The sequence below is a fragment of the Pseudomonas sp. TE12508 genome (assembly GCF_056279485.1).
Genome location: NZ_JBWCCN010000005.1, coordinates 186,105 through 207,666 on the forward strand (window position 1 = coordinate 186,105; position 21,562 = coordinate 207,666).

A 21,562-nucleotide genomic window follows, 5' to 3' on the forward strand; every position below is an offset into this window, starting at 1 on the left:
ATTTACGTTTGCGTGTCTTCCTCATCCTCTTCCTCATCGGCGTCTGGATCATCATCGCCTGATTCGGTCGCAGCGATCATCTGCTCGCTGTGCACGCCTTGCCCGTTCAAGGCCTGTGTTTCGTGGTTCTCACATTCCGCCCACGCCACCGCCGATGTGCCAAGGGACAGCAGCACCAAAACCTTAAGCAACAACACAATGCGTTGATAAATACTCATAGTCGATTCCATCCTTTGTGGGGTGAAGCACGGATGCCTGACAGGTAATGAATGAAATTTAGTTCCGATTGACCGGGTTCTCCAGAGAGGACGCTACCGGGTAGCAGAAAATGCCGCTGGCGGGGAGATTTGTTTGGAATAGGGGTTATATCCAAACCCACTAACAACAATGGTCCAATGTGGGAGCGGGCTTGCTCGCGAAAGGGCCCTTTCATTCAACATTGATGTCGACTGACCCGACGCTTTCGCGAGCAAGTCGGATCGCCGCACCGCCGCTCCCACAGTTGACCGAGGCGACACAAAAAAGCCCCGAGGCTTACGCATCGGGGCTTTGGTGTTACGACTCAGCGCTTAATGATGCTCACGCGTCGCACGGAATTTCACATCCGGCCAACGCTCTTCCATCAGAGCCAAGTTAACCCGCGTCGGAGCCAGGTAGGTCAGGTGACCACCGCCGTCGACCGCAAGGTTTTCCACGGCCTTGACCCGGAACTCCTCGAACTTCTTCTTATCGTCGCAATCAATCCAGCGCGCGGAATAAACAGTGATCGGCTCATACGAGCACTCGACCTTGTATTCCTCTTTCAAACGGCTGGCGACCACGTCGAACTGCAGCACACCGACGGCACCCAGGATGATGTCGTTGCTGCGCTCGGGGAAGAACACCTGAGTGGCGCCTTCTTCGGCCAGTTGCTGCAGGCCCTGACGCAGTTGCTTGGATTTCAGCGGATCACGCAGACGCACGCGACGGAACAGTTCCGGGGCGAAGTGCGGGATGCCGGTGAAGCCCAGGACTTCGCCTTCGGTGAAGGTGTCGCCGATCTGGATGGTGCCGTGGTTGTGCAAGCCGATGATGTCGCCGGCAAACGCTTCTTCCAGTTGCTCACGCTCGGAGGAGAAGAAGGTCAGCGCATCGCCGATCCGTACGTCTTTGCCGGTACGCACGTGGCGCATTTTCATGCCTTTTTCGTACTTGCCAGAGCAGATACGCATGAAGGCGATGCGGTCGCGGTGTTTCGGGTCCATGTTCGCCTGGATCTTGAACACGAAGCCGGCGAACTTCTCTTCAACCGGCTCCACGGTGCGCTCATTGGCGACACGGGCCAGCGGTTTCGGCGCCCAGTTGACCACGGCGTCGAGCACGTGATCGACACCGAAGTTGCCCAATGCAGTACCGAAGAATACCGGCGTCAGTTGGCCGTCGAGGAATTCCTGTTGATTGAATTCGTGACAGGCGCCCTGCACCAGTTCCAGCTGATCGACGAAGCGATCGTATTCGTCGCCCAAGTGCGCACGGGCTTCATCGGAGTCGAGCTTCTCGATGATTTTCACATCGGTGCGTTCGTGGCCGTGGCCAGCGGTGTAAACGATGATGTAGTCGTCGGCGAGGTGATACACGCCCTTGAAGTCGCGGTAGCAGCCGATCGGCCAGGTGATCGGCGCCGCCTTGATCTTCAGGACCGCTTCGATTTCGTCGAGCAGTTCAATCGGGTCGCGAATGTCACGGTCGAGTTTGTTGATGAAGCTGACGATCGGCGTGTCACGCAGACGGCAGACGTCCATCAGCGCGATGGTCCGAGGCTCTACACCCTTACCGCCGTCGAGAACCATCAATGCCGAGTCCACCGCTGTCAGGGTGCGGTAGGTATCTTCGGAGAAGTCTTCGTGGCCCGGGGTGTCGAGCAGGTTGATCATGTGATCGCGATACGGGAACTGCATGACCGACGTGGTAATGGAAATACCCCGTTGTTTTTCCATTTCCATCCAGTCGGAGGTGGCATGGCGGTCGGATTTTCGAGATTTCACCGTGCCCGCAATCGCAATCGCCTTGCCCATCAGCAAGAGCTTCTCGGTGATGGTGGTTTTACCGGCATCGGGGTGGGAAATAATGGCGAAAGTGCGGCGTTTCGCGACTTCGGCGGCCTGTTTGGTCATGGGAAATCGCCTGGCAGGTGATTCAAAAAAGGGCGGCGAGTATAGCTCAAAACGACATCTACGGACCACCGTCCGTAGGGCTTCCCGAACACCGCATCCCTGTAGGAGCTGCCGAAGGCTGCGATCTTTTGATCTTGTTTTTTCAAGACCACCGAAGATCAAGATCAAAAGATCGCAGCCTTCGGCAGCTCCTACGCGGTGGCTAAATGCTGTTAATTATGGAACCTTTTAAAAGGTGGAGGCGTCCACTCCCCTGTTACGACCCGTCGTCAGGGGCTGAAAAATCAGCAAGTTAGTCTGACGAGGCTGCGCTTATGGCTCGATTTCATGCCGTTTACCGGCACTGATAGAGCTGCTTCTCGCGAACGTTGTTTTCCCGGCAGCCAGGAATGGCATTGCCACACGGGACTGCGTTTGCCGACAAAGAAAAAAGGAGTCCGCCTGTGGCTATTCGCTATGGCAAAGGGCTGATAGGAGGTGCGGTTGTCGTCGCCCTTCTGGCCCTGCTGGTCCACTGGATTGGCATCAACACGATCGAACAGTACCGCGACGATTTGTTGTTTTACCTGCAAGCTCATCTGATTCTCGTCCTCGTTTCCATGCTGGCCGCCCTTGTAGTGGGCATACCCGCCGGTATCTTCCTCAGCCGCCCGACCATGGTTGGCCGCGCCGAACGCTTCATGCAGATCTTCAACATCGGCAACACCGTGCCGCCACTCGCCGTACTGGCCATCGCCCTGGGGATTCTCGGCATCGGCAGTGGCCCGGCGATCTTCGCCTTGTTCCTCGCCTCACTGTTGCCGATTGTGCGCAACACCTATGAAGGCCTGAAAAACGTTCAGGGATCACTCAAGGAAGCGGCCGTCGGCATCGGCATGACACCGACTCAGGTGCTATGGCGGGTCGAACTGCCGAACGCCGTGCCGATCATCATCGGTGGTGTGCGCGTGGCACTGGCGATCAACGTCGGTACGGCACCGCTGGCGTTCCTGATTGGCGCCAACAGCCTGGGCAGCCTGATTTTCCCCGGCATCGCCCTGAACAATCAGCCGCAACTGCTGCTAGGCGCGGCCTGCACCGCCCTGCTGGCCTTGCTGCTCGACGGACTGGTGACACTCGCCAGCCGCCTCTGGCTCGAACGCGGCTTGCGCCCGTCTTAAGCCTCGGCAAAGGAATCAACATGAAAAAAATAAGCTTAATACTAGGCTGCGCCCTGCTGTTCGCAGGATTTGCCCAAGCCGCTGAAAAACCCGTTATCCGCATCGGCGCCCGGGTGTTCACCGAACAAACCCTGCTGGCGGAAATCACTTCCCAATACCTGCGCGCCAAGGGTTACGATACCCAGGTGACCGGCGGTCTGGGCAGCAACCTGGCTCGCAGCGCCCACGAAAGTGGCCAGCTGGATTTGATGTGGGAATACACCGGCGTGTCGCTGGTGGCTTACAACCACGTCACCGACAAGCTCGACAGCGCTCAGTCCTACGCCCGGGTGAAAGAACTCGACGCGAAAAAAGGCCTGGTCTGGCTCACCCCGTCGAAATTCAGCAATACCTACGCCCTGGCACTGCCGGAAAACACCGCAAAAGCGTATCCGCAGATCAACACCATCAGCGAGCTGAACACAGTGCTGCAGGCTGAGGTGAAGACCAATCACCTCGTCGCCCTGGACACCGAGTTCGCCAACCGTTCCGACGGTCTGGACGGCATGGTCGACCTCTACGGCATGAACCTGACCCGCAAAAACATCCGGCAGATGGATGCTGGTTTGGTCTACACCGCCCTGCGCAATGGTCAGGTGTTCGCCGGTCTGGTCTACACCACCGACGGTCGTTTGAACGCCTTCAAGCTGAAGCTGCTGGAAGACGACAAGCACTACTTCCCGGACTACACCGCCGCGCCGGTGGTGCGTCAGGTTTACCTCGACGCCCACCCGAAACTCGCCGAAGAGCTCAAGCCGCTGGCCGAACTGTTCGACGACGCCACCATGCGTCAGCTCAACGCGCGGGTCGATGTCGATCACGAAAGCCCTTCATCCGTTGCCGCCGATTTCCTGCGCCAACATCCATTGAACTAAGGAGGAAAAGACATGGAATTTCTCAACGCCTTTTCCCATCTCGATTGGCCGCAGGTTTTACACCTGACCTGGCAGCACATCACCCTGGTTGGCATCGCCGTGACCCTGGCGATTGTGGTCGGCGTGCCATTGGGCATCCTGATGACCCGCTTCCCGACACTGGCCGGCCCGTTGCAAGCCAGCGCTACGGTGTTGCTGACCGTGCCATCGATTGCGCTGTTCGGCCTGCTGCTGCCGTTCTATTCCAAATTCGGCCAGGGCCTCGGCCCGATGCCGGCGATCACCGCAGTGTTTCTGTACTCCCTGCTGCCGATCATGCGTAACACCTATTTGGCCCTGACCGGCGTGGAGCCTGGCATTCGCGAAGCAGCGCGCGGTATTGGCATGACCTTCGGCCAGCGCCTGCGCATGGTCGAACTGCCGATTGCCGTGCCGGTGATCCTCGCCGGCGTGCGCACCGCCGTGGTGATGAACATCGGTGTGATGACCATCGCCGCGACCATCGGCGCCGGTGGCCTCGGTGTACTCATTCTCGCTTCCATCAGCCGCAGCGACATGTCGATGCTGATCGTCGGCGCCGTGCTGGTCAGTCTCCTGGCCATCTTCGCCGACCTGCTTCTGCAATGGCTGCAACGCACGCTGACTCCAAAAGGACTCCTGAAATGATCGAACTTCAAAACCTCAGCAAGACCTTCCAAAGCAACGGCAAAGATGTGAAAGCCGTGGACTCGGTGAGCCTGACCGTCAATGAAGGCGAAATCTGTGTGTTCCTCGGGCCATCGGGTTGCGGTAAAAGCACCACGCTGAAGATGATCAACCGCCTGATCAAGCCAACCTCGGGCAAGATCCTGATCAACGGCGAAGACACCACCGACCTCGACGCCGTCACCCTGCGTCGCAACATCGGTTATGTGATCCAGCAGATCGGTCTGTTCCCGAACATGACCATCGAGGAAAACATCACCATCGTTCCGCGCCTGCTGGGCTGGGACAAACAGAAATGCCACGACCGCGCCCGCGAGTTGATGAGCATGATCAAGCTCGAACCCAAGCAGTATCTGACTCGCTACCCGCGTGAGTTGTCCGGTGGCCAGCAGCAGCGGATCGGCGTGATTCGCGCGCTGGCAGCGGATGCGCCGCTGTTGTTGATGGACGAACCATTCGGCGCGGTCGACCCGATCAACCGCGAGATGATTCAGAACGAGTTCTTCGAGATGCAACGGGCTTTGAACAAGACCGTGATCATGGTCAGCCACGACATCGATGAAGCCATCAAGCTCGGCGACAAGATCGCGATTTTCCGCGCGGGCAAACTGCTGCAGATCGACCATCCGGATACACTGCTCGCGCACCCGGCGGATGACTTTGTCAGCAACTTCGTCGGCCAGGACAGCACCCTCAAGCGTCTGCTGCTGGTGAAAGCCGAAGACGCGGCCGACAACGCGCCATCGGTGAGCCCGGAAACGCCAGTGGCCGAAGCGCTGGAGTTGATGGACGAACTGGACCGTCGCTACGTGGTGGTCACCTGTGCCGAGAACAAGGCCTTGGGCTACGTGCGCCGTCGCGACCTGCACCGTCAGACCGGCACCTGCGCGCAATACCTGCGCGAGTTCAACGCCACCGCGGCGTACGACGAGCATTTGCGCATCCTGCTATCGCGCATGTACGAGTTCAACCGCTCGTGGCTGCCGGTGATGGATGCCGAGCGGGTGTTCCTGGGGGAAGTGACTCAGGAATCGATTGCCGAGTATCTGAGCTCCGGTAAGTCTCGTGGGGGTAAGACCAGTATTGTTTCGCCAGCGGAAGCTGCGTTGGCCTGATCCCTTTCTACTGATCGTTCCCACGCTCCGCGTGGGAATGCATCCAGAGACGCTCTGCGTCTCAACGGCTGGACGCAGAGCGTCCCGGGCGGCATTCCCACGCGGAGCGTGGGAACGATCAGGCAATGCAAATCCCTCCAAAATCCCTCATTCGGGGAACATCACACTGTCATGCAGGTCGGTTACATCAGTAGCTGTCCGGGACCGCACGACGGAAGCGTGCAAAAACGCGACATTTTTTGTTGATCTCAAGCTCCTCACGCCCTAAAGTTCGCGCCGAACGTCCATGCTGGAAACGATCCATCCGGCTCAAGTACTGACGACGAGACAGCAAGGCCAAGGGAAAGCACCGCCTCCCATGGCCTTTTTGCTTTCGGCGACATGCCTTGGGAAGTAGGCGAACCAAAGTGGGGATACGGAGGGCGTTCATTTGCACCCATTGATAATTTCAGTTTGCCAGTAGGAGTTCCCAGCATGTCGATCAACGTCGAAGACTATTTCGCGCGCGATACCTTCCAGAAAATGAAGGCCTTCGCCGACAAACAAGAAACCCCGTTCGTGGTGATCGACACCGCGATGATCAGCCAGGCCTACGACGACCTGCGCGCCGGTTTCGAATTCGCCAAGGTCTACTACGCAGTCAAGGCCAACCCGGCCGTTGAAATCATCGACCTGCTCAAAGAGAAAGGCTCGAACTTCGACATCGCCTCGATCTACGAGCTCGACAAAGTGATGAACCAGGGCGTCGGCCCGGATCGCATCAGCTACGGCAACACCATCAAGAAATCCAAAGACATTCGCTACTTCTACGACAAGGGCGTGCGTCTGTACGCCACCGACTCCGAAGCTGACCTGCGCAACATCGCCAAGGCAGCTCCAGGCTCGAAAGTCTACGTGCGCATCCTGACTGAAGGCTCGACCACCGCTGACTGGCCACTGTCGCGTAAATTCGGCTGCCAGACCGACATGGCCATGGACCTGCTGATCCTCGCTCGTGACCTGGGCCTGGTGCCGTACGGCATCTCGTTCCACGTCGGTTCGCAGCAGCGCGACATCAGCGTCTGGGACGCGGCGATCGCCAAGGTCAAAGTGATCTTCGAACGCCTGAAAGAAGAAGACGGTATCCACCTGAAGCTGATCAACATGGGCGGCGGTTTCCCGGCCAACTACATCACCCGCACCAACAGCCTTGAAACCTACGCTGAAGAAATCATCCGCTTCCTCAAGGAAGACTTCGGCGACGAGTTGCCTGAAATCATCCTGGAGCCGGGCCGTTCGCTGATCGCCAACGCCGGCATTCTGGTCAGTGAAGTAGTGCTGGTGGCGCGTAAATCCCGTACCGCCGTCGAGCGCTGGGTGTACACGGATGTGGGCAAATTCTCTGGCCTGATCGAAACCATGGACGAAGCCATCAAGTTCCCGATCTGGACCGAGAAGAAAGGCGAGATGGAAGAAGTGGTCATCGCCGGTCCAACCTGCGACAGCGCCGACATCATGTACGAAAACTACAAGTACGGCCTGCCGCTGAACCTGGCGATCGGTGACCGTTTGTACTGGTTGTCGACCGGTGCGTACACCACCAGCTACAGCGCTGTTGAGTTCAATGGCTTCCCGCCGCTGAAGTCATTTTACGTGTAATAAGCATCCAATCAAAAAAAGGCCCATGAAAACATGGGCTTTTTTTATTTACGAAGCCATACCTCAAAGTGGTTCATCAGCGCCACACACTCACTAGCGCCCTCCAGGGTGGCGGCCAGCTTGAAGTTTAACTCCCCGAGTCTAGACGCCCCCTTTGCCTGGAGGAGTTCGTTGCACACACCATCGATACGTTGATAAAGCTCCTCAATGAACAACCCCATCTGCGAGTTCACGGCAGCGAACCCACTGAATAGCGCTGCGATATCCGCCTTATATTCTGCAGCCTTGACTGAAGGGTCCCTCGAAGAGTAATTGAAGTCCCAGACCGGAGTAGTCGCAGGCTCGCCGAACAACTCCTGTGCAACCGTTGGCTCTATATGGCAATTACAGGACCGATGATCCATGGCACTGCGGAATACCGACTTCAGCCCAAACGACTCCTCATACACTTCTACGACCGTATATTTCAATTGTCGTACCACGGCTCTTAGCTCATAGAATCGAAGCGCCAACTCATGAATCAAATCCGGTACATTCGTTGGCGGAAATAACTTCCAGATCGGGGATCTGGATAGACTGTACTGCCTGAAATCCACCTGACCAATGGGTTCGTTCCTGGAGGTTTTCCCGGTTATTTCCAAAGACTCCCCAGTGAACGTTTCGAGATCTTCAAAATAGGCTCCGCATAGAAGCAGGGCTTCTCCAGTACGCCCCCAAAACTCTTGTAGATATCGCTCATTGAATCTGGCATTTTCCAGGCGCGAGTCCCTGGACAGAACCGCAAGTTGATGTCCGTTTTTTCTACGGCGCTCAAACACAAGCGGTATTCCGTTGAATGTCGGATGTAACGAGCCGAGAAAAGTGACGTATCGATCTAAAACGCGCCGTTGCGCTGACGTAAACTCATAGGCAAGTGAATTCATACTTTATATTTGAGGGGGCGGGCATGTGACCAGCCCCCTCAACCCCTAATTATTGATAAATAGGTTTCAAGTATTTAATAACATCTACGATTTTGGCAATCGCATTATCCGCTCGCACCTCAACGGACAGCGAAGCATCTTGCCTAAACTCACGAGAAAACTTTTCAATGTCACCAATCAGATTCGAAAACTCATTCACGTATTTCGAACGACCGTCATCCAACTCATTTAATGCCTTGACCAGATTAATTTTCCCATCAATGCAGACAATATCCTTAGCGTACTTTTGCGACTGTACTCGCAAATCACCTGCCTTCTCCTTGAGTCGGTTATATGCGGCCAACATATTGAGAAAAGAAATAGCCTCACCAATACCCGAGATCATTTTTTTAAGCATATCAATAGCCAATAACGCGACTTCAACCTGCGGTGGCGCCAAGCCTAGCGTTTTCAAACTTTCAAGCGACAACTGAGCCTCTTCGCCGATTTTTTCGACTCCAGCTTTTGCGATCAAGTCGATCGCTTCGGACACCGACTTCATCTGCTCGCTCAGTTCGGTCAGCTTTTCATCGGTTTTACTCTTGAGGTCTTCCGCGAATGTGCGATCCTGCGTGAGAGTAACAATCCATTCTTCCGAAGCCCCCCTGTCATATGGGGCACTAACACCCTTATGCATACTTTTTAAATCTTCAGTATGTGCGGAGACTTTATTGGACAGATTCTTGAGCTCCACCTCCATGTCCTCACGAACCTCGTCCGCATCGTCTGGATAAACCAGTTCTGCCTGGTAGCCTTTCAGCTTTTTCTCGGCACGCTCCAGATAAAGAGTGAGTGACTGAGCCTGAATGCGCAGATCAAATGTTGCCTTGTTGATAGCGAGCGCCAGATTATTCATTGCACCAACGGTGCCCGGCAAGTAATCAAATTGTTCGAAAAGCATTTGCGCAGAGGTATTCGATCCTTGTACCGCAGCATTATGGCCGCGCAGATTTGCCACATTAAAAGTTGGAAAATCCAAATTATAATTTAACGAACGCATAGCCATCCCACCCCAAAAAACCAAACGATTGCTCTCATAATCTTTCTCAGCCTCTGCAAACACGCTGAGCAACTGATCCGAACTTACTTTTATCTGCTCCCAAGGTTCCACGATACTGAGCATCTGATTTTTGAATCGTCTCAAGGAGGTTGCTTCCTCCAGCATATCGACGTCTTTTATAGAACCCTCAATGTAGGTACTCAAAGCATTCCATACCAGCATAAGATTTTGAGTCGCTACTTCAGCTTCAATCGCTACGTAACTCAGGTTTTGGAGATCATCACGCACTTTGTTCAAGGAACTCAGTGTCTGGCTTTTGCTGGCCATCAAATGATTGGCGGCTTTTTGTAACTCTTTAAGCTTATTACGCTGACTGCGTATCTGTTCAGCTTTGACACCCTGATAGATGCCGAGAATTAACCCGCCAATATTAAGGGTTGCTGCAGCTTTGATCGCTTCCTGAACCAGCTGATCATATTGTTTATTAAGGTCATCAATCTCTTTCGAACGCTGGTCAATTTCACCTTGAAGAACCTTAATATCTGCCTGATATGTATTCCTCGAAACAAACTCCAGCCGCAACTTAATTTCCGGTAGCACTTGCGCACGCATATCAGTGCCAAAACTGTCCAGCTCGGCTCGCACCCGCTCGGCTTTCTGATGACATTGCTTGACCTTGGACAGCAGGTCATTGAGATAGGCTTTGATATCCGGAACATCTTCCGGAGACAGCTCAAGATCGGGAAGACCTGGAATCTGTAGTTTCAGTTTCAGATATTCTTCCGGCGTATTGATATTGTGCTCTTCCAGGTATTTCGATGCCTTGAGGTCCTCATACACATCTACAATTCCGTTACCTGTCCTGATAATGCTGCCGGCAAAAATCTTCAGGTCGGTGCCTGTCAGCATTATTTGCTCGCGCAATGGTGACCAGCGCTTGGCATGATCATAGGTCATGGTGAATGTACGTAGAAAGTCACCGGCGGTCAGCCCCACGCCGCCCTGATCACCCGAGCCGTAATTCAAGTATGCAATTACATCTTGTAGCCGAACAGGAAGAGACAGCCCCAAAGTTTCATATTTCTTCAGACTGATAATCTGATCCTTGGTTAACTGTATCCCCGTTCCGCGATTATATTCTTCACCCTCACCCAGCGATGCACTCACAAATACCCGGGGTGCTTTTGCGGCGGCTTCGACCACCTTGTTATCCACCTTCAATTCCATCAGAGACTCCTTGTCTTCTTCGAATCTTAAGAAAAATTAATTCAACAACAATACTGAATAGCCGCTTCCGGCGACACTTACTAATATTGCGACAACAACCTTAAGGCGATACGACACAGATCAACAAGTCTTTAAATATTAAAATTCAAGACAGCAGATATTAAAACCTATTAGTCAGAGCAGAGTTCAGACCCAACAAATATCACGCACACCCACTTTTACAGTACGACATTTTTAATATGGAAATTTTACTATTAGGTGATCGCTGACAGGAATATTGAACCCGTTACAATGCGACCAATTGAGATAATCGCTGTTGATAAACTTCAGCCATCCCACGAATCTGTGGATGATTTGCGCTTGACAATGCTTCAACGCTCACCCACAAAAAATTTACGTTTCCTCCGGCCAGTGCCTTGTGCAGCCAACCCAGCGCCTCGTCGATCTTGCCTTCATCCGCCAACACCGCTGCATAACTGAATTGCCCACGAAAATCCCCGCCGACCGCCGAGCGTCGATACCAGTCACGGGCTGCTTGCGGATCTGCCGGGCAAACCCGGCCTTCTTCCAGATAACGCCCCAGCAGGTTCATCGACTTCGCGTGGCCCAACTCAGCTGCCCGCCGATACAGATTCAGCGCTTGCACCTGATCCTCGATCACTCCACGACCAGTAGCCAGCAGATTGGCGTAGTTGTACATCGCCCAATCCAGTCCGGCTTTTGCGGCAACACGATAATGCCCCGCAGCTATCGAAGCATCGGCGGTGCAACCCCAGCCATGTTCATGACAACGGCCGAGCATGTTGCGCGCCATCAAGTGTCCGCCTTGGGCGGCGATCTCGAACCAGCGCAGCGCCAGCGGCTGATCCTGAGCGATGCCACGGCCGTCGAGCAGGATCTGCCCGAGCAACGCCTGAGCATCGAGCACGCCTTCACGGGCGGCGATCAGGATCGCCTGAGCCGCTCGCGCCGGGCTTTCTTCGAGCATCGACTTGAGGCGGTCGCCGTCGAGGATTTCCTCGCGGTGCAACCGAAAGTCCGTCACTTACACCTCGACCCAGCGACGCAACAGGTTGTGGTAGGTGCCGGTCAGGCGGATCAATGAAGGATGGTCGGGCATGTCCTGGGTCAACTGTTGAATCGCCCCATCCATCTCGAACAGCAAGGCGCGCTGGCTGTCTTCACGTACCAGGCTTTGCGTCCAGAAAAACGAGGCGTAACGGTTGCCGCGAGTAACGGCGTTGACCTTGTGCAGGCTGGTGCCGGGATACAGGACCATGTCGCCCGCCGGCAATTTCACGCGCTGAGTACCGAAGGTGTCCTGGATTTCCAGCTCGCCGCCGTCGTACTCCTCCGGTTCACTGAAAAACAGCGTCGCCGACAGGTCGGTGCGCACACGCTCGATGCTGCCCTTGGGCTGACGCACGGCGTTGTCGATGTGGAAGTCGAAACTGCCACCGGCCGTGTAGCAGTTCAGTAACGGTGGGAAGACCTTGTGCGGTAATGCCGCCGACATGAACTGCGGATTTTTCCACAACCGCTCGAGCATCGCCGCACCGATTTCCTTGGTCAACGGATGCCCTTCCGGCAGTTGCAGATTGTGCTTGGCCTTGGCCGACTGGTAACCGGCGGTGATTTTGCCATCGGCCCAATCCGCCTGCGTCAGGGCCTCGCGAATACGCTGCACTTCTTCTTTCGCGAACACGCCGGGAATGTGCAGCAACATGGAAAGACACCTGAAGGCAAAGGGGCGCTAATGGTATTGATTCTTATTGCCCGTGTAAAACCCGTGTGACGAATGAAACCGCAAAAACCGTAAAGGTAAATTGTAAAGAATGTAAATTTGTCGCGAATAGCAACGTTTCGCAATTGATACAAATACGTATTTACTCTACATTCCGCGGCCTCAAATCCTTGGGGAGGGGAATTCACATGTCACGCCAACAACCACAATCAACGGTCAGTTCACCACGCTTGCTCGCGTCTGCAATTGGCGTGGCGATCACCGCCGGCTCTGCGGGTCACATGGTTTTCGCGGCCGAGAAGACCGACGAAAAAGCACCGAACAATGCGATTTCCCTGGACGCGACCAGCGTTGTGGGCGAGCAGAACGACACCTCCTACAAGACCGATACTTCGGCCTCCAAGAAGTACACCGCGCCACTGCGCGAGACGCCGAAAAGCGTCACCGTGATTCCGCAACAAGTGATTCGCGACACCGGCGCTACCAGTCTGGTCGACGCCCTGCGCACCACCCCGGGGATCACCTTTGGTGCCGGCGAAGGCGGCAACCCGGCCGGCGATCGTCCGATCATTCGCGGCTTCAACGCCGAAAGCGACACGTTCGTCGACGGCATGCGCGACCCTGCGTCCCAGAGCCGCGAAATCTTCAACGTTGAATCGATCGAAGTCAGCAAGGGCCCGGGTTCAGCCTTCACCGGCGCCGGCTCCACCGGTGGCAGCCTGAACCTGGTGAGCAAGACCCCCAAGCTGGGCAATTCCTACAACGGCGGCTTCACTTGGGGCTCGGATCAAACCCAGCGCACCACCCTTGATCTGAACCAGCAGATGACCGACACCTCGGCCTTACGCTTGAACCTGATGAAGCACGAAGCTAACGTCGCCGGCCGTGATACCGTGGATGTCAGTCGCTGGGGTGTGGCGCCGTCCTTCGCCTTCGGCCTGGGCACCGATACCCGCTTGACCGTCGGCTACTACCACGTCGAGACCGACGACATGCCCGACTACGGCATCCCGTTGACGTTGAGCCCCAACCGCAGCAAGCACAACGTCGACAAGCCGGCCAACGTTGACCGCGACAACTTCTACGGCCTCACCGGTCGCGACTTTCGCCAGACCACCAATGACAGCGGCACCCTCAAGATCGAACACGATCTGAATGAAGACCTGACCGTATCGAACAGCTTCCGCATGTCCCGTTCGACCCTGGACTACATCGTCACCAACCCGGACGACAGCAAGGGCAACGTGGTCAATGGCAACGTGTACCGGGGTGCGAAGAGCCGTAACTCGACGTCCAGCGGCTGGATCAACCAGACCGACCTGAGCGCCAGGTTCAACACCGGCGCCATCGAGCACAGTCTGGTGACCGGTCTGGAGTTTTCCCACCAGGACACCCACAACCGTCCGTACCTCCTGACCTCCAGCGCCAGCGGCACGCGATGCAACAGCGCCCTGTTCACTTCCGGCGACTGCACCAGCCTGTACAACCCGACGCCAGGGGATAACTGGAACGGCAGGATCACCGACAGCAAAGCCTTCACCGATACCAACGTCAAGACCGCCGCGGCCTACGTGTTCGACACCCTGAAGTTCAACGAGCAATGGTCCCTGAACCTGGGCCTGCGTTATGACAACTACCAGGTCGAATCCAGTGGCTTCGCCAACGCCAGCAGCACAGCGCCAGCGGGCAGTTTCTCCCGTGAGAACACCAGCGACCTGGTGAACTACCAGATCGGCGTGGTCTACAACCCGTTGCCTAACGGCAGCATCTACGCGGCCTACTCGACCTCCAGCAACCCGGCCGGCGAAACCAGCGGCAACGGTGGCCTTGAACTGGCCGCGAACAACAGCCGTCTGGACCCGGAAAAGAACCGCAACTACGAAATCGGCACCAAGTGGGACTTCTTCGGTGACGATCTGTCGCTGACCGCCGCGCTGTTCCGCACCGAGAAAACCAACGCGCGGATCAACGATCCGGACGGCGGCACCACGCAAGTACTGGACGGCGAACAGCAGGTCAATGGCCTGGAACTGAGCTACGCCGGCAAGCTGACCCGTAACTGGAGAGTCTTCGGCGGCTACACCTACATGGACAGCGAAGTGGTCAAAACCACCCTCGCCGCCGATGAAGGCAACCACATGCCAAGCACGCCACAGAACAACTTCACGTTCTGGTCGACCTACGACCTGGTGCCGGACAAGTTGACCGTCGGTGCCGGTGCGACCTACGTCGATTCCCAGTTCGGCAACGTCGCCAACTCGGTGGAGATCCCGTCTTACTGGCGTTACGACGCGATGGCCAGCTACCGCCTGACCAAGAACGTCGACCTGCAACTCAACGTGCAGAACCTGACCGACGAGCGTTACTTCGATCAGATACTCCAGAACCACTACGCCCATGTGGCGGCGGGCCGTACCGCCCTGCTGAGTGCCAACTTCCACTTCTGATAACAGAAACATGAAGGCCAAAAGCCCAATGCCAGTCAGTTAAACGAGAATCCCTGTGGGAGCGGGCTTGCCCGCGAAAGCAGTGTATGGAGCGACATCAAAGGTGACTGTACCGCCGTCTTCGCGGGCAAGTCGGATCGCCGCACCGCCGCTCCCACAAGTTCCGCGGCGTAACTGACTGGCATTAGGCCAAAGCCCCGTTCATCGAAGTGAACGGGGCTTTTGTGTGTAAAAAAGAATGCTTCTCGACAACTCACGGCATAATGCGCGCCGTGATGATGACTTTTGAACGAACAAGGCGAGCGACGTGTTGAAGAAATCCCTGTTCCAGTTGCACTGGTTTTTCGGCATCAGCGCCGGACTGGTCCTGGCCCTGATGGGCATCACCGGGGCGGCGGTATCGTTCCAGGATGAAATCCTGCGGGCGTTGAACCCCTCTGTGCTGCACGTCGAAAAGCAGATTGCCGGTGTACTGCCACCTGCCGAGCTGGTAGAAAAAATCGAAGGCGCTTCGGGCAAGAAAGTCTCGATGCTCTGGGTCGAGACCGACAGCGGCAACGCCGCGCGGGTGATCTTCACGGCGCCACCCGGTGAACGTCGCGGGCCGATGCGTTACTTCGACCCGTACACCGGCGAGTTCATGGGCGACGTCACCGGCCAGGATTTCTTTGGCCTGATGCTGCAACTGCACCGGGTCCTGGCCATGGGCGATATCGGCCGGCAGATCACCGGCGCCTGTACCCTGATTCTGGTGTTCTTCTGCCTGTCCGGCCTGTACTTGCGTTGGCCACGTCAGTGGAAAAGCTGGCGCGCCTGGCTGACCCTGGACTGGAATAAAAAGGGTCGCAGCTTCAACTGGGATTTGCACTCAGTGGCCGGCACCTGGTGCCTGGTGTTCTATCTTTTGGCAGCGCTGACCGGGCTATCCTGGTCGTACGAGTGGTACAACAAAGGCCTGACCCGGCTGCTTTCCGATTCGCCGCAGAACGAGCGGGTGCGCAGTGGTCGCGGTCCTGCGCCAAGCGGCCCGGCCCCGACTGCCGATTACGCTGCGATATGGAGCAGCATCTACAGCGCCGCCGGCCCTGGGCTTGCGTCCTACAACGTGCGTATGCCGCCCGTGGCCGGGCAACCGGCAACGGTGTTCTACCTGCTGAGGAACTCCCCCCACGACCAGGCACGGAACCAGCTCACTCTCGATCCGGCGACCGGCATCGTCAGCCGTCATGACCGCTACAGCGACAAGAGCCTCAAGGCGCAGCTGCTGACCAGTATCTATGCGCTGCACGTTGGCAGTTATTTCGGGATGATCGGGCGGATTATCCTGACCATCGCCGCGCTGACCATGCCGCTGTTTTTCATCACTGGCTGGTTGCTGTACCTGGACCGTCGACGCAAGAAACGCCAGATCAAGGACGCCCGCAAAGGCCTCGCACAACCGGGCGGTGATGCACCGGCATGGCTGATCGGCTTCGCCAGTCAGAGCGGGTTTGCCGAACAGCTCGCCTGGCAGACCGCCGGACAATTGCAGGCCGCCGGGTTGCCGGTGAAGGTTCAACCGTTGGCCAATGTCAGCGAACAGGACCTGCAGGATTCCAGCAACGCGCTGTTTGTGGTCAGCACCTTCGGCGACGGTGAAGCGCCGGACAGCGCCCGAGGATTCGAACGCAAAGTGCTGGGTCGGGCGTTGAGCTTCGACAGCCTTAACTATGCCGTGCTCGGTCTCGGTGACCGCCAGTATCAACACTTCTGCGGCTTCGCCCGCCGCTTGCACACCTGGCTGGGTGAGCACGGCGGCAAGACCTTGTTCGCCCCGGTGGAGGTCGACAGCGGCGACCCCTACGCCCTGCGTCACTGGCAACAGCAACTCGGCCTGCTGACGGGCCAGGCGCCGGTGGATACCTGGCAAGCGCCGAGCTACGACAACTGGACCCTGACCCGCCGCGAATTGATGAACCCGGACAGCAGCGGTTCGCCCGTGTATTTGCTTGGCCTCAGCGCCCCCACTACCAGCAGTTGGCTGGCCGGGGATCTGGTGGAAGTGCTGCCGCGCAATTGTCCGTGGGCCATCGAGCATTTCCTCGACGGCCTGGGGATCGACGGTCGGGCCACGGTGGAGTTCGATGGCCTGTCGCAAACGCTGGAACAAGCCCTGGCCAGCCGCCAACTGCCCGAGAACCGCGCGCATCTGGTCGGTCTGCATGCACAAGCGCTGGCAGACGCCTTGGTGCCGTTGGCCATGCGCGAATACTCCATCGCCTCGATCGCCGCCGACGGTGTGCTGGAGTTGATCGTGCGTCAGGAATTGCATGCCGACGGCAGCCTGGGCGTCGGTTCCGGCTGGTTGACCGAACACGCTCCCGTGGGCAGCAGCATCAGCCTGCGGGTACGACGCAACAGTGGTTTCCATCTACCGAACGAACCAGTGCCGATGATTCTGCTGGGCAACGGCACCGGGCTGGCCGGGTTGCGCAGTTTGCTCAAGGCGCGGATTGCCGACGGGCAGCAGCGTCACTGGCTGCTGTTCGGTGAGCGTCATCGCGAGCACGACTACCTGTGCCGCGCGGAACTGGAAGAGTGGTTGATCAACGGTGATCTGACGCGACTGGATCTGGCGTTCTCGCGAGATCAGCCAGAGAAGATCTATGTGCAGGATCGCTTGCGCGAATCTGCCAACGAGTTGAAAAAATGGCTGGCCGATGGCGCTGTGATTTACATCTGCGGCAGTTTGCAGGGGATGGCTTCAGGGGTGGATCACGCGCTCAACGAATTGCTCGGCATTGAAGAAGTCGACCGCCTGATCGAACAAGGCCGCTACCGCCGCGACGTCTACTGACACCGCACCATTAAATGTGGGAGCGACCTGTGGCGAGGGGGCTTGCCCCCGTTGGGCTGCGAAGCGGCCCCAAAATCTCTGATGTACCAAAGGTTTTGTGAGTGCTATGCACTCAAACGGGGGCAAGCCCCCTCGCCACAGGTCGCTCCCACATTGATCGAGTGTCGGCTTACTTCTTCTCACACCGGCGCCAACGTGCGCTCAAACACCCCCACCCCATCCAGATCCCGCAACACCACACTCATCTCCCCCGTCTGCCCGTCGATATTCACCTCGCCAAAAAACTGAAACCCGGCAAACGGCGAGGTGTTTTGCGCCGGTGGTGCTTTCTCGAACACCACTTCGGGGCCGAAGGTTTTATCCAGCGCATTCGGCCCGAAGCTCCCCGCATTCAACGGCCCCGCGACAAATTCCCAGAACGGTTCGAAGTCCTGAAACGCCGCGCGATCCGGGTGGTAATGGTGCGCTGCGCAGTAATGCACATCCGCCGTGAGGAATACGAAATTACGCACCCGCTGCGCCCGCAGAAAACCGAGCAATTCAGCGATTTCCACTTCACGGCCCTGCGCCGGGCCAGGGTCACCATTGGCCACCGCTTCCCATCGCGCCACACCGGGGCTGACTTCACCGTCGGGTACGCCGAGGCCGATGGGCATGTCGGCGGCAATGACTTTCCATTGGGCCAGGGAGCCTTTCAATTCGCGTTTGAGCCAGTCCAATTGTTCTCGACCGAGAAACGGTTTGGCGGCACCGAGGTTGTCGTCATTGGCTTCGCGATAACTGCGCATGTCAAGCACGAACACATCCAGCATCGGCCCATAACTCAGCTTGCGATAAATCCGCCCGCCGTCATCGGCACTCTGCAAGCGCATCGGCGCGTATTCCAGCCAGGCCTGGCGCGCGCGGCCCACCAGGCTGTGGATATTTTTGCTTTTGTAACGCTCATCCAGTTGCTTGCCCGGCGACCAGTTGTTCACCACTTCGTGGTCGTCCCACTGCCAGATTTGCGGGACCTCGGCATTGAAGCGGCGGATGTTTTCATCCATCAGGTTGTAGCGGTAATTGCCGCGATAGTCGTCGAGGGTTTCGGCGACTTTGCTCTTGGCTTCGCTGGTGATATTGCGCCACACCCGGCCACTCTCGGTGGTCAGTTGCGCCGGCACTGGGCCGTCGGCGTAGATGGTGTCGCCGCTGTGGATAAAAAAATCCGGCAGGCGCAGACGCATGGCTTCGTAGATGCGCATACCGCCGATGTCCGGGTTGATGCCAAAGCCCTGACCAACCGTGTCGCCGCTCCAGACAAACCGAATATTCCGCCGAGCGGTGGGCACACTGCGCAGATGACCGAACCAGGGTTCACTGGCGACACCGCTTTGGGCGTCTTCAAACGTCACGCGGTAGAAAATCGCCTGATCGGCCGGCAGGCCCGTGAGTTCGACCCGGGCGGTGAAATCGGTGCCGGCATCGGCCAATGGCGAGACGAATCGACGAGGGTTATTGAACAGGCTGCGGGTGTCCCATTCCACCACCATCCGCGCCGCGCGGTCACTACGGCTCCAGATCATCGCCCGGTCGCCCAACAGGTCGCCGGACTGCACGCCATCGGTGAGTTGCGGCCGATCCTTGACCGAAGCAATCACCGCCGGGGCCAGGCCGGGCAGCAACAGCCCGGCGCCAACGGCTTGCATGACGCGACGACGGCCGAGGTCGAATTCGCTCATGGTGTTTTCCCTGAAAAAGGAAAACTAAAACATGGCCGCATGAATCAGGTATGACACAACAATCAGGCAACACCACAAATCCTTGTGGGAGCGAGCCTGCTCGCGATGCGGTCTGACAGCCAACATGAATGTTGAATGTGCTGACCTCATCGCGAGCAGGCTCGCTCCCACAGGGTTTGGCGTCTTTTGCTTTTAAGCGTTGGCCGGTTCCAGCGCCAGCTCCACCGCTTCCGGCCGCTTGAGCAGCGCATACGTCACCGCCGTCAGCAGACTCCCGGCCACGATCGCCAGCAGATACAACAGCGCATGGTTGATCGCATTCGGAATCAGCATCACGAACAATCCACCGTGCGGCGCCATGAGTTTGCAGCCGAAATACATCGACAACGCGCCGGTCAGCGCACCGCCGGCGATGCTTGCCGGAATAACCCGCAGCGGGTCTTTCGCCGCAAACGGAATCGCCCCTTCGGAGATAAAGCACAGCCCCAACACCAGCGCCGCTTTACCGGCCTCGCGTTCAGTCTGGGCGAACTTGCGCCGGGCAATGAACGTGGCGATGCCCAGGCCAATCGGCGGCACCATACCAGCTGCCATGGTCGCGGCCATCGGTGCATAACTTTGCGACGCCAGCAGCCCCACCGAAAACGCGTAAGCGGCTTTGTTGATCGGCCCGCCGAGGTCGACGCACATCATGCCGCCCAGCAGCACACCCAGCAGAATGGCGTTGGTGGTGCCCATGCTGTCGAGGAAGTGCGTGAGCCCTGCAAGCATCCCGGCCACCGGTTTGCCGACCACATAGATCATCACCAAACCGGTGAACAGGCTCGCCAGCAACGGAATGATCAGGATCGGTTTCAGCGCCTCAAGACTTTGCGGCAAACGCGCATAACGGTTGATCGCCTGGGCTGCATAACCGGCGATGAAACCGGCAATGATCCCGCCGATGAAACCGGCACCCAGGGTGCTCGCCAGCAAACCACCGATCATCCCCGGCGCCAGGCCCGGGCGGTCGGCGATCGAGTAGGCGATATAGCCTGCCAGCAACGGCACCATCAGTTTGAACGCGGTGTCGCCGCCGATCTGCATCAGCGCCGCCGCGAGCGTGCCTTCCTCCTTGAACGCGGTGATACCGAACACGAAGGACAAGGCGATCATCAGACCGCCCGCCACCACCATCGGCAACATGTACGAGACACCGGTCAGCAGGTGTTTGTAGATGCCGGTCTTCTCTTGCTTGGCCGGGCCTTTGGCGCCGGTCGAAGCGCTTTCCTGCTTGCCTTCGGCCAAGGCTTTGTTCAGCGTTGCTTCGGCCTGTTTCAGCGCAATGCCGGTGCCGCAACGGTAGATTTTCTTGCCAGCGAAACGCTCGGTGGCAACGTCAATATCTGCCGCCAACAGCACCACGTCAGCATCGGCAATCGCCTCTGCGCTGAGTGGATTACGCGCGCCGACTGAGCCTTGGGTTTCCACTTGCAGATCGTAGCCCAGACGCTTGGCCGCTTGCTGCAAGGCTTCGGCGGCCATGAAGGTGTGGGCGACGCCGGTCGGGCACGCGGTGACAGCTACCAGGCGCGGCGCGCTTTTAACGGCGGCGGCAGGCTCGGCGGCGGCTTCGGGCGCGACGTAAACCTCAGCCTCCTCCACCCCACGACGCAGCACCGCTTCGACATCTTGCAGGGCCTGGGCCGGGGTGCTCTGGAATACACGTTTGCCGACGAATCGCGACATATCCACCGGCGCGCTGGTGACCAGCAACACCCACTCGGCGGCTTCGATGGTCGCAGCCGACAGTTGACGTTCCGGATGGGCCGCATCAACGACTTCGACACTGGTGCTCCAGCCCTGACGCTGGGCCGCTGCATCGAGCAGACGAGCGCACAGCACACTGGTGACCATGCCGTTCGGGCAGGCCGTAACAATGGCTAACTTCATTGCAAACC

General features: G+C 57.5%; 15 protein-coding genes. 7 read left to right on the plus strand and 8 right to left on the minus strand.

Annotated elements, in window-relative coordinates; all coding sequences use genetic code 11:
• Window positions 1-2 precede the first annotated feature (2 nt).
• Together ACZ9IM_RS08795 and ACZ9IM_RS08800 are read right to left on the minus strand one after the other, a co-directional pair.
• Complete coding sequence (locus tag ACZ9IM_RS08795) at window positions 3-218, minus strand: hypothetical protein (RefSeq protein WP_123498924.1); 216 nt, start codon at window positions 216-218, stop codon at window positions 3-5.
• 351 nt (window positions 219-569) lie between these two features.
• On the minus strand, window positions 570-2,153 hold the full coding sequence (locus ACZ9IM_RS08800; RefSeq protein ID WP_007900384.1) for a peptide chain release factor 3: 1,584 nt from the start codon (window positions 2,151-2,153) through the stop codon (window positions 570-572).
• A gap of 443 nt (window positions 2,154-2,596) precedes the next feature.
• On the opposite strand from ACZ9IM_RS08800, the gene ACZ9IM_RS08805 reads away from it, so the two are divergent.
• The 5 genes from ACZ9IM_RS08805 (at window position 2,597) to ACZ9IM_RS08825 (ending at window position 7,685) form a co-directional block, all read left to right on the plus strand.
• On the plus strand, window positions 2,597-3,313 hold the full coding sequence (locus ACZ9IM_RS08805; protein ID WP_007900385.1) for an ABC transporter permease: 717 nt from the start codon (window positions 2,597-2,599) through the stop codon (window positions 3,311-3,313).
• A gap of 20 nt (window positions 3,314-3,333) precedes the next feature.
• Window positions 3,334-4,227: a glycine betaine ABC transporter substrate-binding protein gene (locus tag ACZ9IM_RS08810; RefSeq protein ID WP_427623392.1), complete on the plus strand. Its 894-nt coding sequence runs from the start codon at window positions 3,334-3,336 to the stop codon at window positions 4,225-4,227.
• Window positions 4,228-4,239: 12 nt separating this feature from the next.
• Window positions 4,240-4,893, plus strand: a complete 654-nt coding sequence (locus ACZ9IM_RS08815; RefSeq protein ID WP_063341568.1) for an ABC transporter permease — start codon at window positions 4,240-4,242, stop codon at window positions 4,891-4,893.
• Entirely contained in the window at window positions 4,890-6,047 is a 1,158-nt protein-coding gene (locus ACZ9IM_RS08820; protein ID WP_427623394.1) for an osmoprotectant ABC transporter ATP-binding protein OsmV, read from the plus strand. Before ACZ9IM_RS08815 ends, ACZ9IM_RS08820 begins: the two co-directional genes overlap by 4 nt.
• Window positions 6,048-6,521: 474 nt before the next feature.
• The gene (locus ACZ9IM_RS08825; protein WP_008067252.1) at window positions 6,522-7,685 is read left to right on the plus strand and encodes a type III PLP-dependent enzyme; all 1,164 of its coding nucleotides are present in this window, start codon (window positions 6,522-6,524) and stop codon (window positions 7,683-7,685) included.
• A gap of 44 nt (window positions 7,686-7,729) precedes the next feature.
• Here the strand turns inward: ACZ9IM_RS08825 and ACZ9IM_RS08830 are convergent, their stop codons facing one another.
• From ACZ9IM_RS08830 to ACZ9IM_RS08845, 4 genes are all read right to left on the minus strand, one after another.
• On the minus strand, window positions 7,730-8,608 hold the full coding sequence (locus ACZ9IM_RS08830; protein ID WP_427623395.1) for a hypothetical protein: 879 nt from the start codon (window positions 8,606-8,608) through the stop codon (window positions 7,730-7,732).
• A gap of 49 nt (window positions 8,609-8,657) precedes the next feature.
• On the minus strand, window positions 8,658-10,874 hold the full coding sequence (locus ACZ9IM_RS08835) for an alpha-xenorhabdolysin family binary toxin subunit A (protein ID WP_476223713.1): 2,217 nt from the start codon (window positions 10,872-10,874) through the stop codon (window positions 8,658-8,660).
• Between the two features lie 286 nt (window positions 10,875-11,160).
• Window positions 11,161-11,862, minus strand: coding sequence for a tetratricopeptide repeat protein (locus ACZ9IM_RS08840; protein WP_476223768.1), 702 nt, complete (start codon window positions 11,860-11,862; stop codon window positions 11,161-11,163).
• A gap of 57 nt (window positions 11,863-11,919) precedes the next feature.
• Window positions 11,920-12,600, minus strand: a complete 681-nt coding sequence (locus tag ACZ9IM_RS08845; protein ID WP_476223714.1) for a Fe2+-dependent dioxygenase — start codon at window positions 12,598-12,600, stop codon at window positions 11,920-11,922.
• Window positions 12,601-12,806: 206 nt separating this feature from the next.
• On the opposite strand from ACZ9IM_RS08845, the gene ACZ9IM_RS08850 reads away from it, so the two are divergent.
• Complete coding sequence (locus ACZ9IM_RS08850; protein WP_476223715.1) at window positions 12,807-15,065, plus strand: TonB-dependent receptor; 2,259 nt, start codon at window positions 12,807-12,809, stop codon at window positions 15,063-15,065.
• A gap of 307 nt (window positions 15,066-15,372) precedes the next feature.
• The gene (locus ACZ9IM_RS08855) at window positions 15,373-17,901 is read left to right on the plus strand and encodes a PepSY domain-containing protein (RefSeq protein WP_427623400.1); all 2,529 of its coding nucleotides are present in this window, start codon (window positions 15,373-15,375) and stop codon (window positions 17,899-17,901) included.
• A gap of 179 nt (window positions 17,902-18,080) precedes the next feature.
• Here ACZ9IM_RS08855 and ACZ9IM_RS08860 read toward each other — a convergent pair whose 3' ends face one another.
• Window positions 18,081-19,622, minus strand: coding sequence for an alkaline phosphatase D family protein (locus ACZ9IM_RS08860; RefSeq protein ID WP_476223716.1), 1,542 nt, complete (start codon window positions 19,620-19,622; stop codon window positions 18,081-18,083).
• A gap of 192 nt (window positions 19,623-19,814) precedes the next feature.
• Window positions 19,815-21,554: a PTS fructose-like transporter subunit IIB gene (locus tag ACZ9IM_RS08865; protein ID WP_476223717.1), complete on the minus strand. Its 1,740-nt coding sequence runs from the start codon at window positions 21,552-21,554 to the stop codon at window positions 19,815-19,817.
• Window positions 21,555-21,562: the final 8 nt, after the last annotated feature.

Coding starts and splice junctions, on each gene's coding strand:
- ACZ9IM_RS08820 (WP_427623394.1), top strand. CDS start 4,890: ATGATCGAACTTCAAAACCTCAGCAAGACCTTCCAAAGCAACGGCAAA.
- ACZ9IM_RS08830 (WP_427623395.1), bottom strand. CDS start 8,608: ATGAATTCACTTGCCTATGAGTTTACGTCAGCGCAACGGCGCGTTTTA.
- ACZ9IM_RS08815 (WP_063341568.1), top strand. CDS start 4,240: ATGGAATTTCTCAACGCCTTTTCCCATCTCGATTGGCCGCAGGTTTTA.
- ACZ9IM_RS08845 (WP_476223714.1), bottom strand. CDS start 12,600: ATGTTGCTGCACATTCCCGGCGTGTTCGCGAAAGAAGAAGTGCAGCGT.
- ACZ9IM_RS08795 (WP_123498924.1), bottom strand. CDS start 218: ATGAGTATTTATCAACGCATTGTGTTGTTGCTTAAGGTTTTGGTGCTG.
- ACZ9IM_RS08835 (WP_476223713.1), bottom strand. CDS start 10,874: ATGGAATTGAAGGTGGATAACAAGGTGGTCGAAGCCGCCGCAAAAGCA.
- ACZ9IM_RS08840 (WP_476223768.1), bottom strand. CDS start 11,862: ATGCTCGAAGAAAGCCCGGCGCGAGCGGCTCAGGCGATCCTGATCGCC.
- ACZ9IM_RS08850 (WP_476223715.1), top strand. CDS start 12,807: ATGTCACGCCAACAACCACAATCAACGGTCAGTTCACCACGCTTGCTC.
- ACZ9IM_RS08865 (WP_476223717.1), bottom strand. CDS start 21,554: ATGAAGTTAGCCATTGTTACGGCCTGCCCGAACGGCATGGTCACCAGT.
- ACZ9IM_RS08860 (WP_476223716.1), bottom strand. CDS start 19,622: ATGAGCGAATTCGACCTCGGCCGTCGTCGCGTCATGCAAGCCGTTGGC.
- ACZ9IM_RS08825 (WP_008067252.1), top strand. CDS start 6,522: ATGTCGATCAACGTCGAAGACTATTTCGCGCGCGATACCTTCCAGAAA.
- ACZ9IM_RS08800 (WP_007900384.1), bottom strand. CDS start 2,153: ATGACCAAACAGGCCGCCGAAGTCGCGAAACGCCGCACTTTCGCCATT.
- ACZ9IM_RS08810 (WP_427623392.1), top strand. CDS start 3,334: ATGAAAAAAATAAGCTTAATACTAGGCTGCGCCCTGCTGTTCGCAGGA.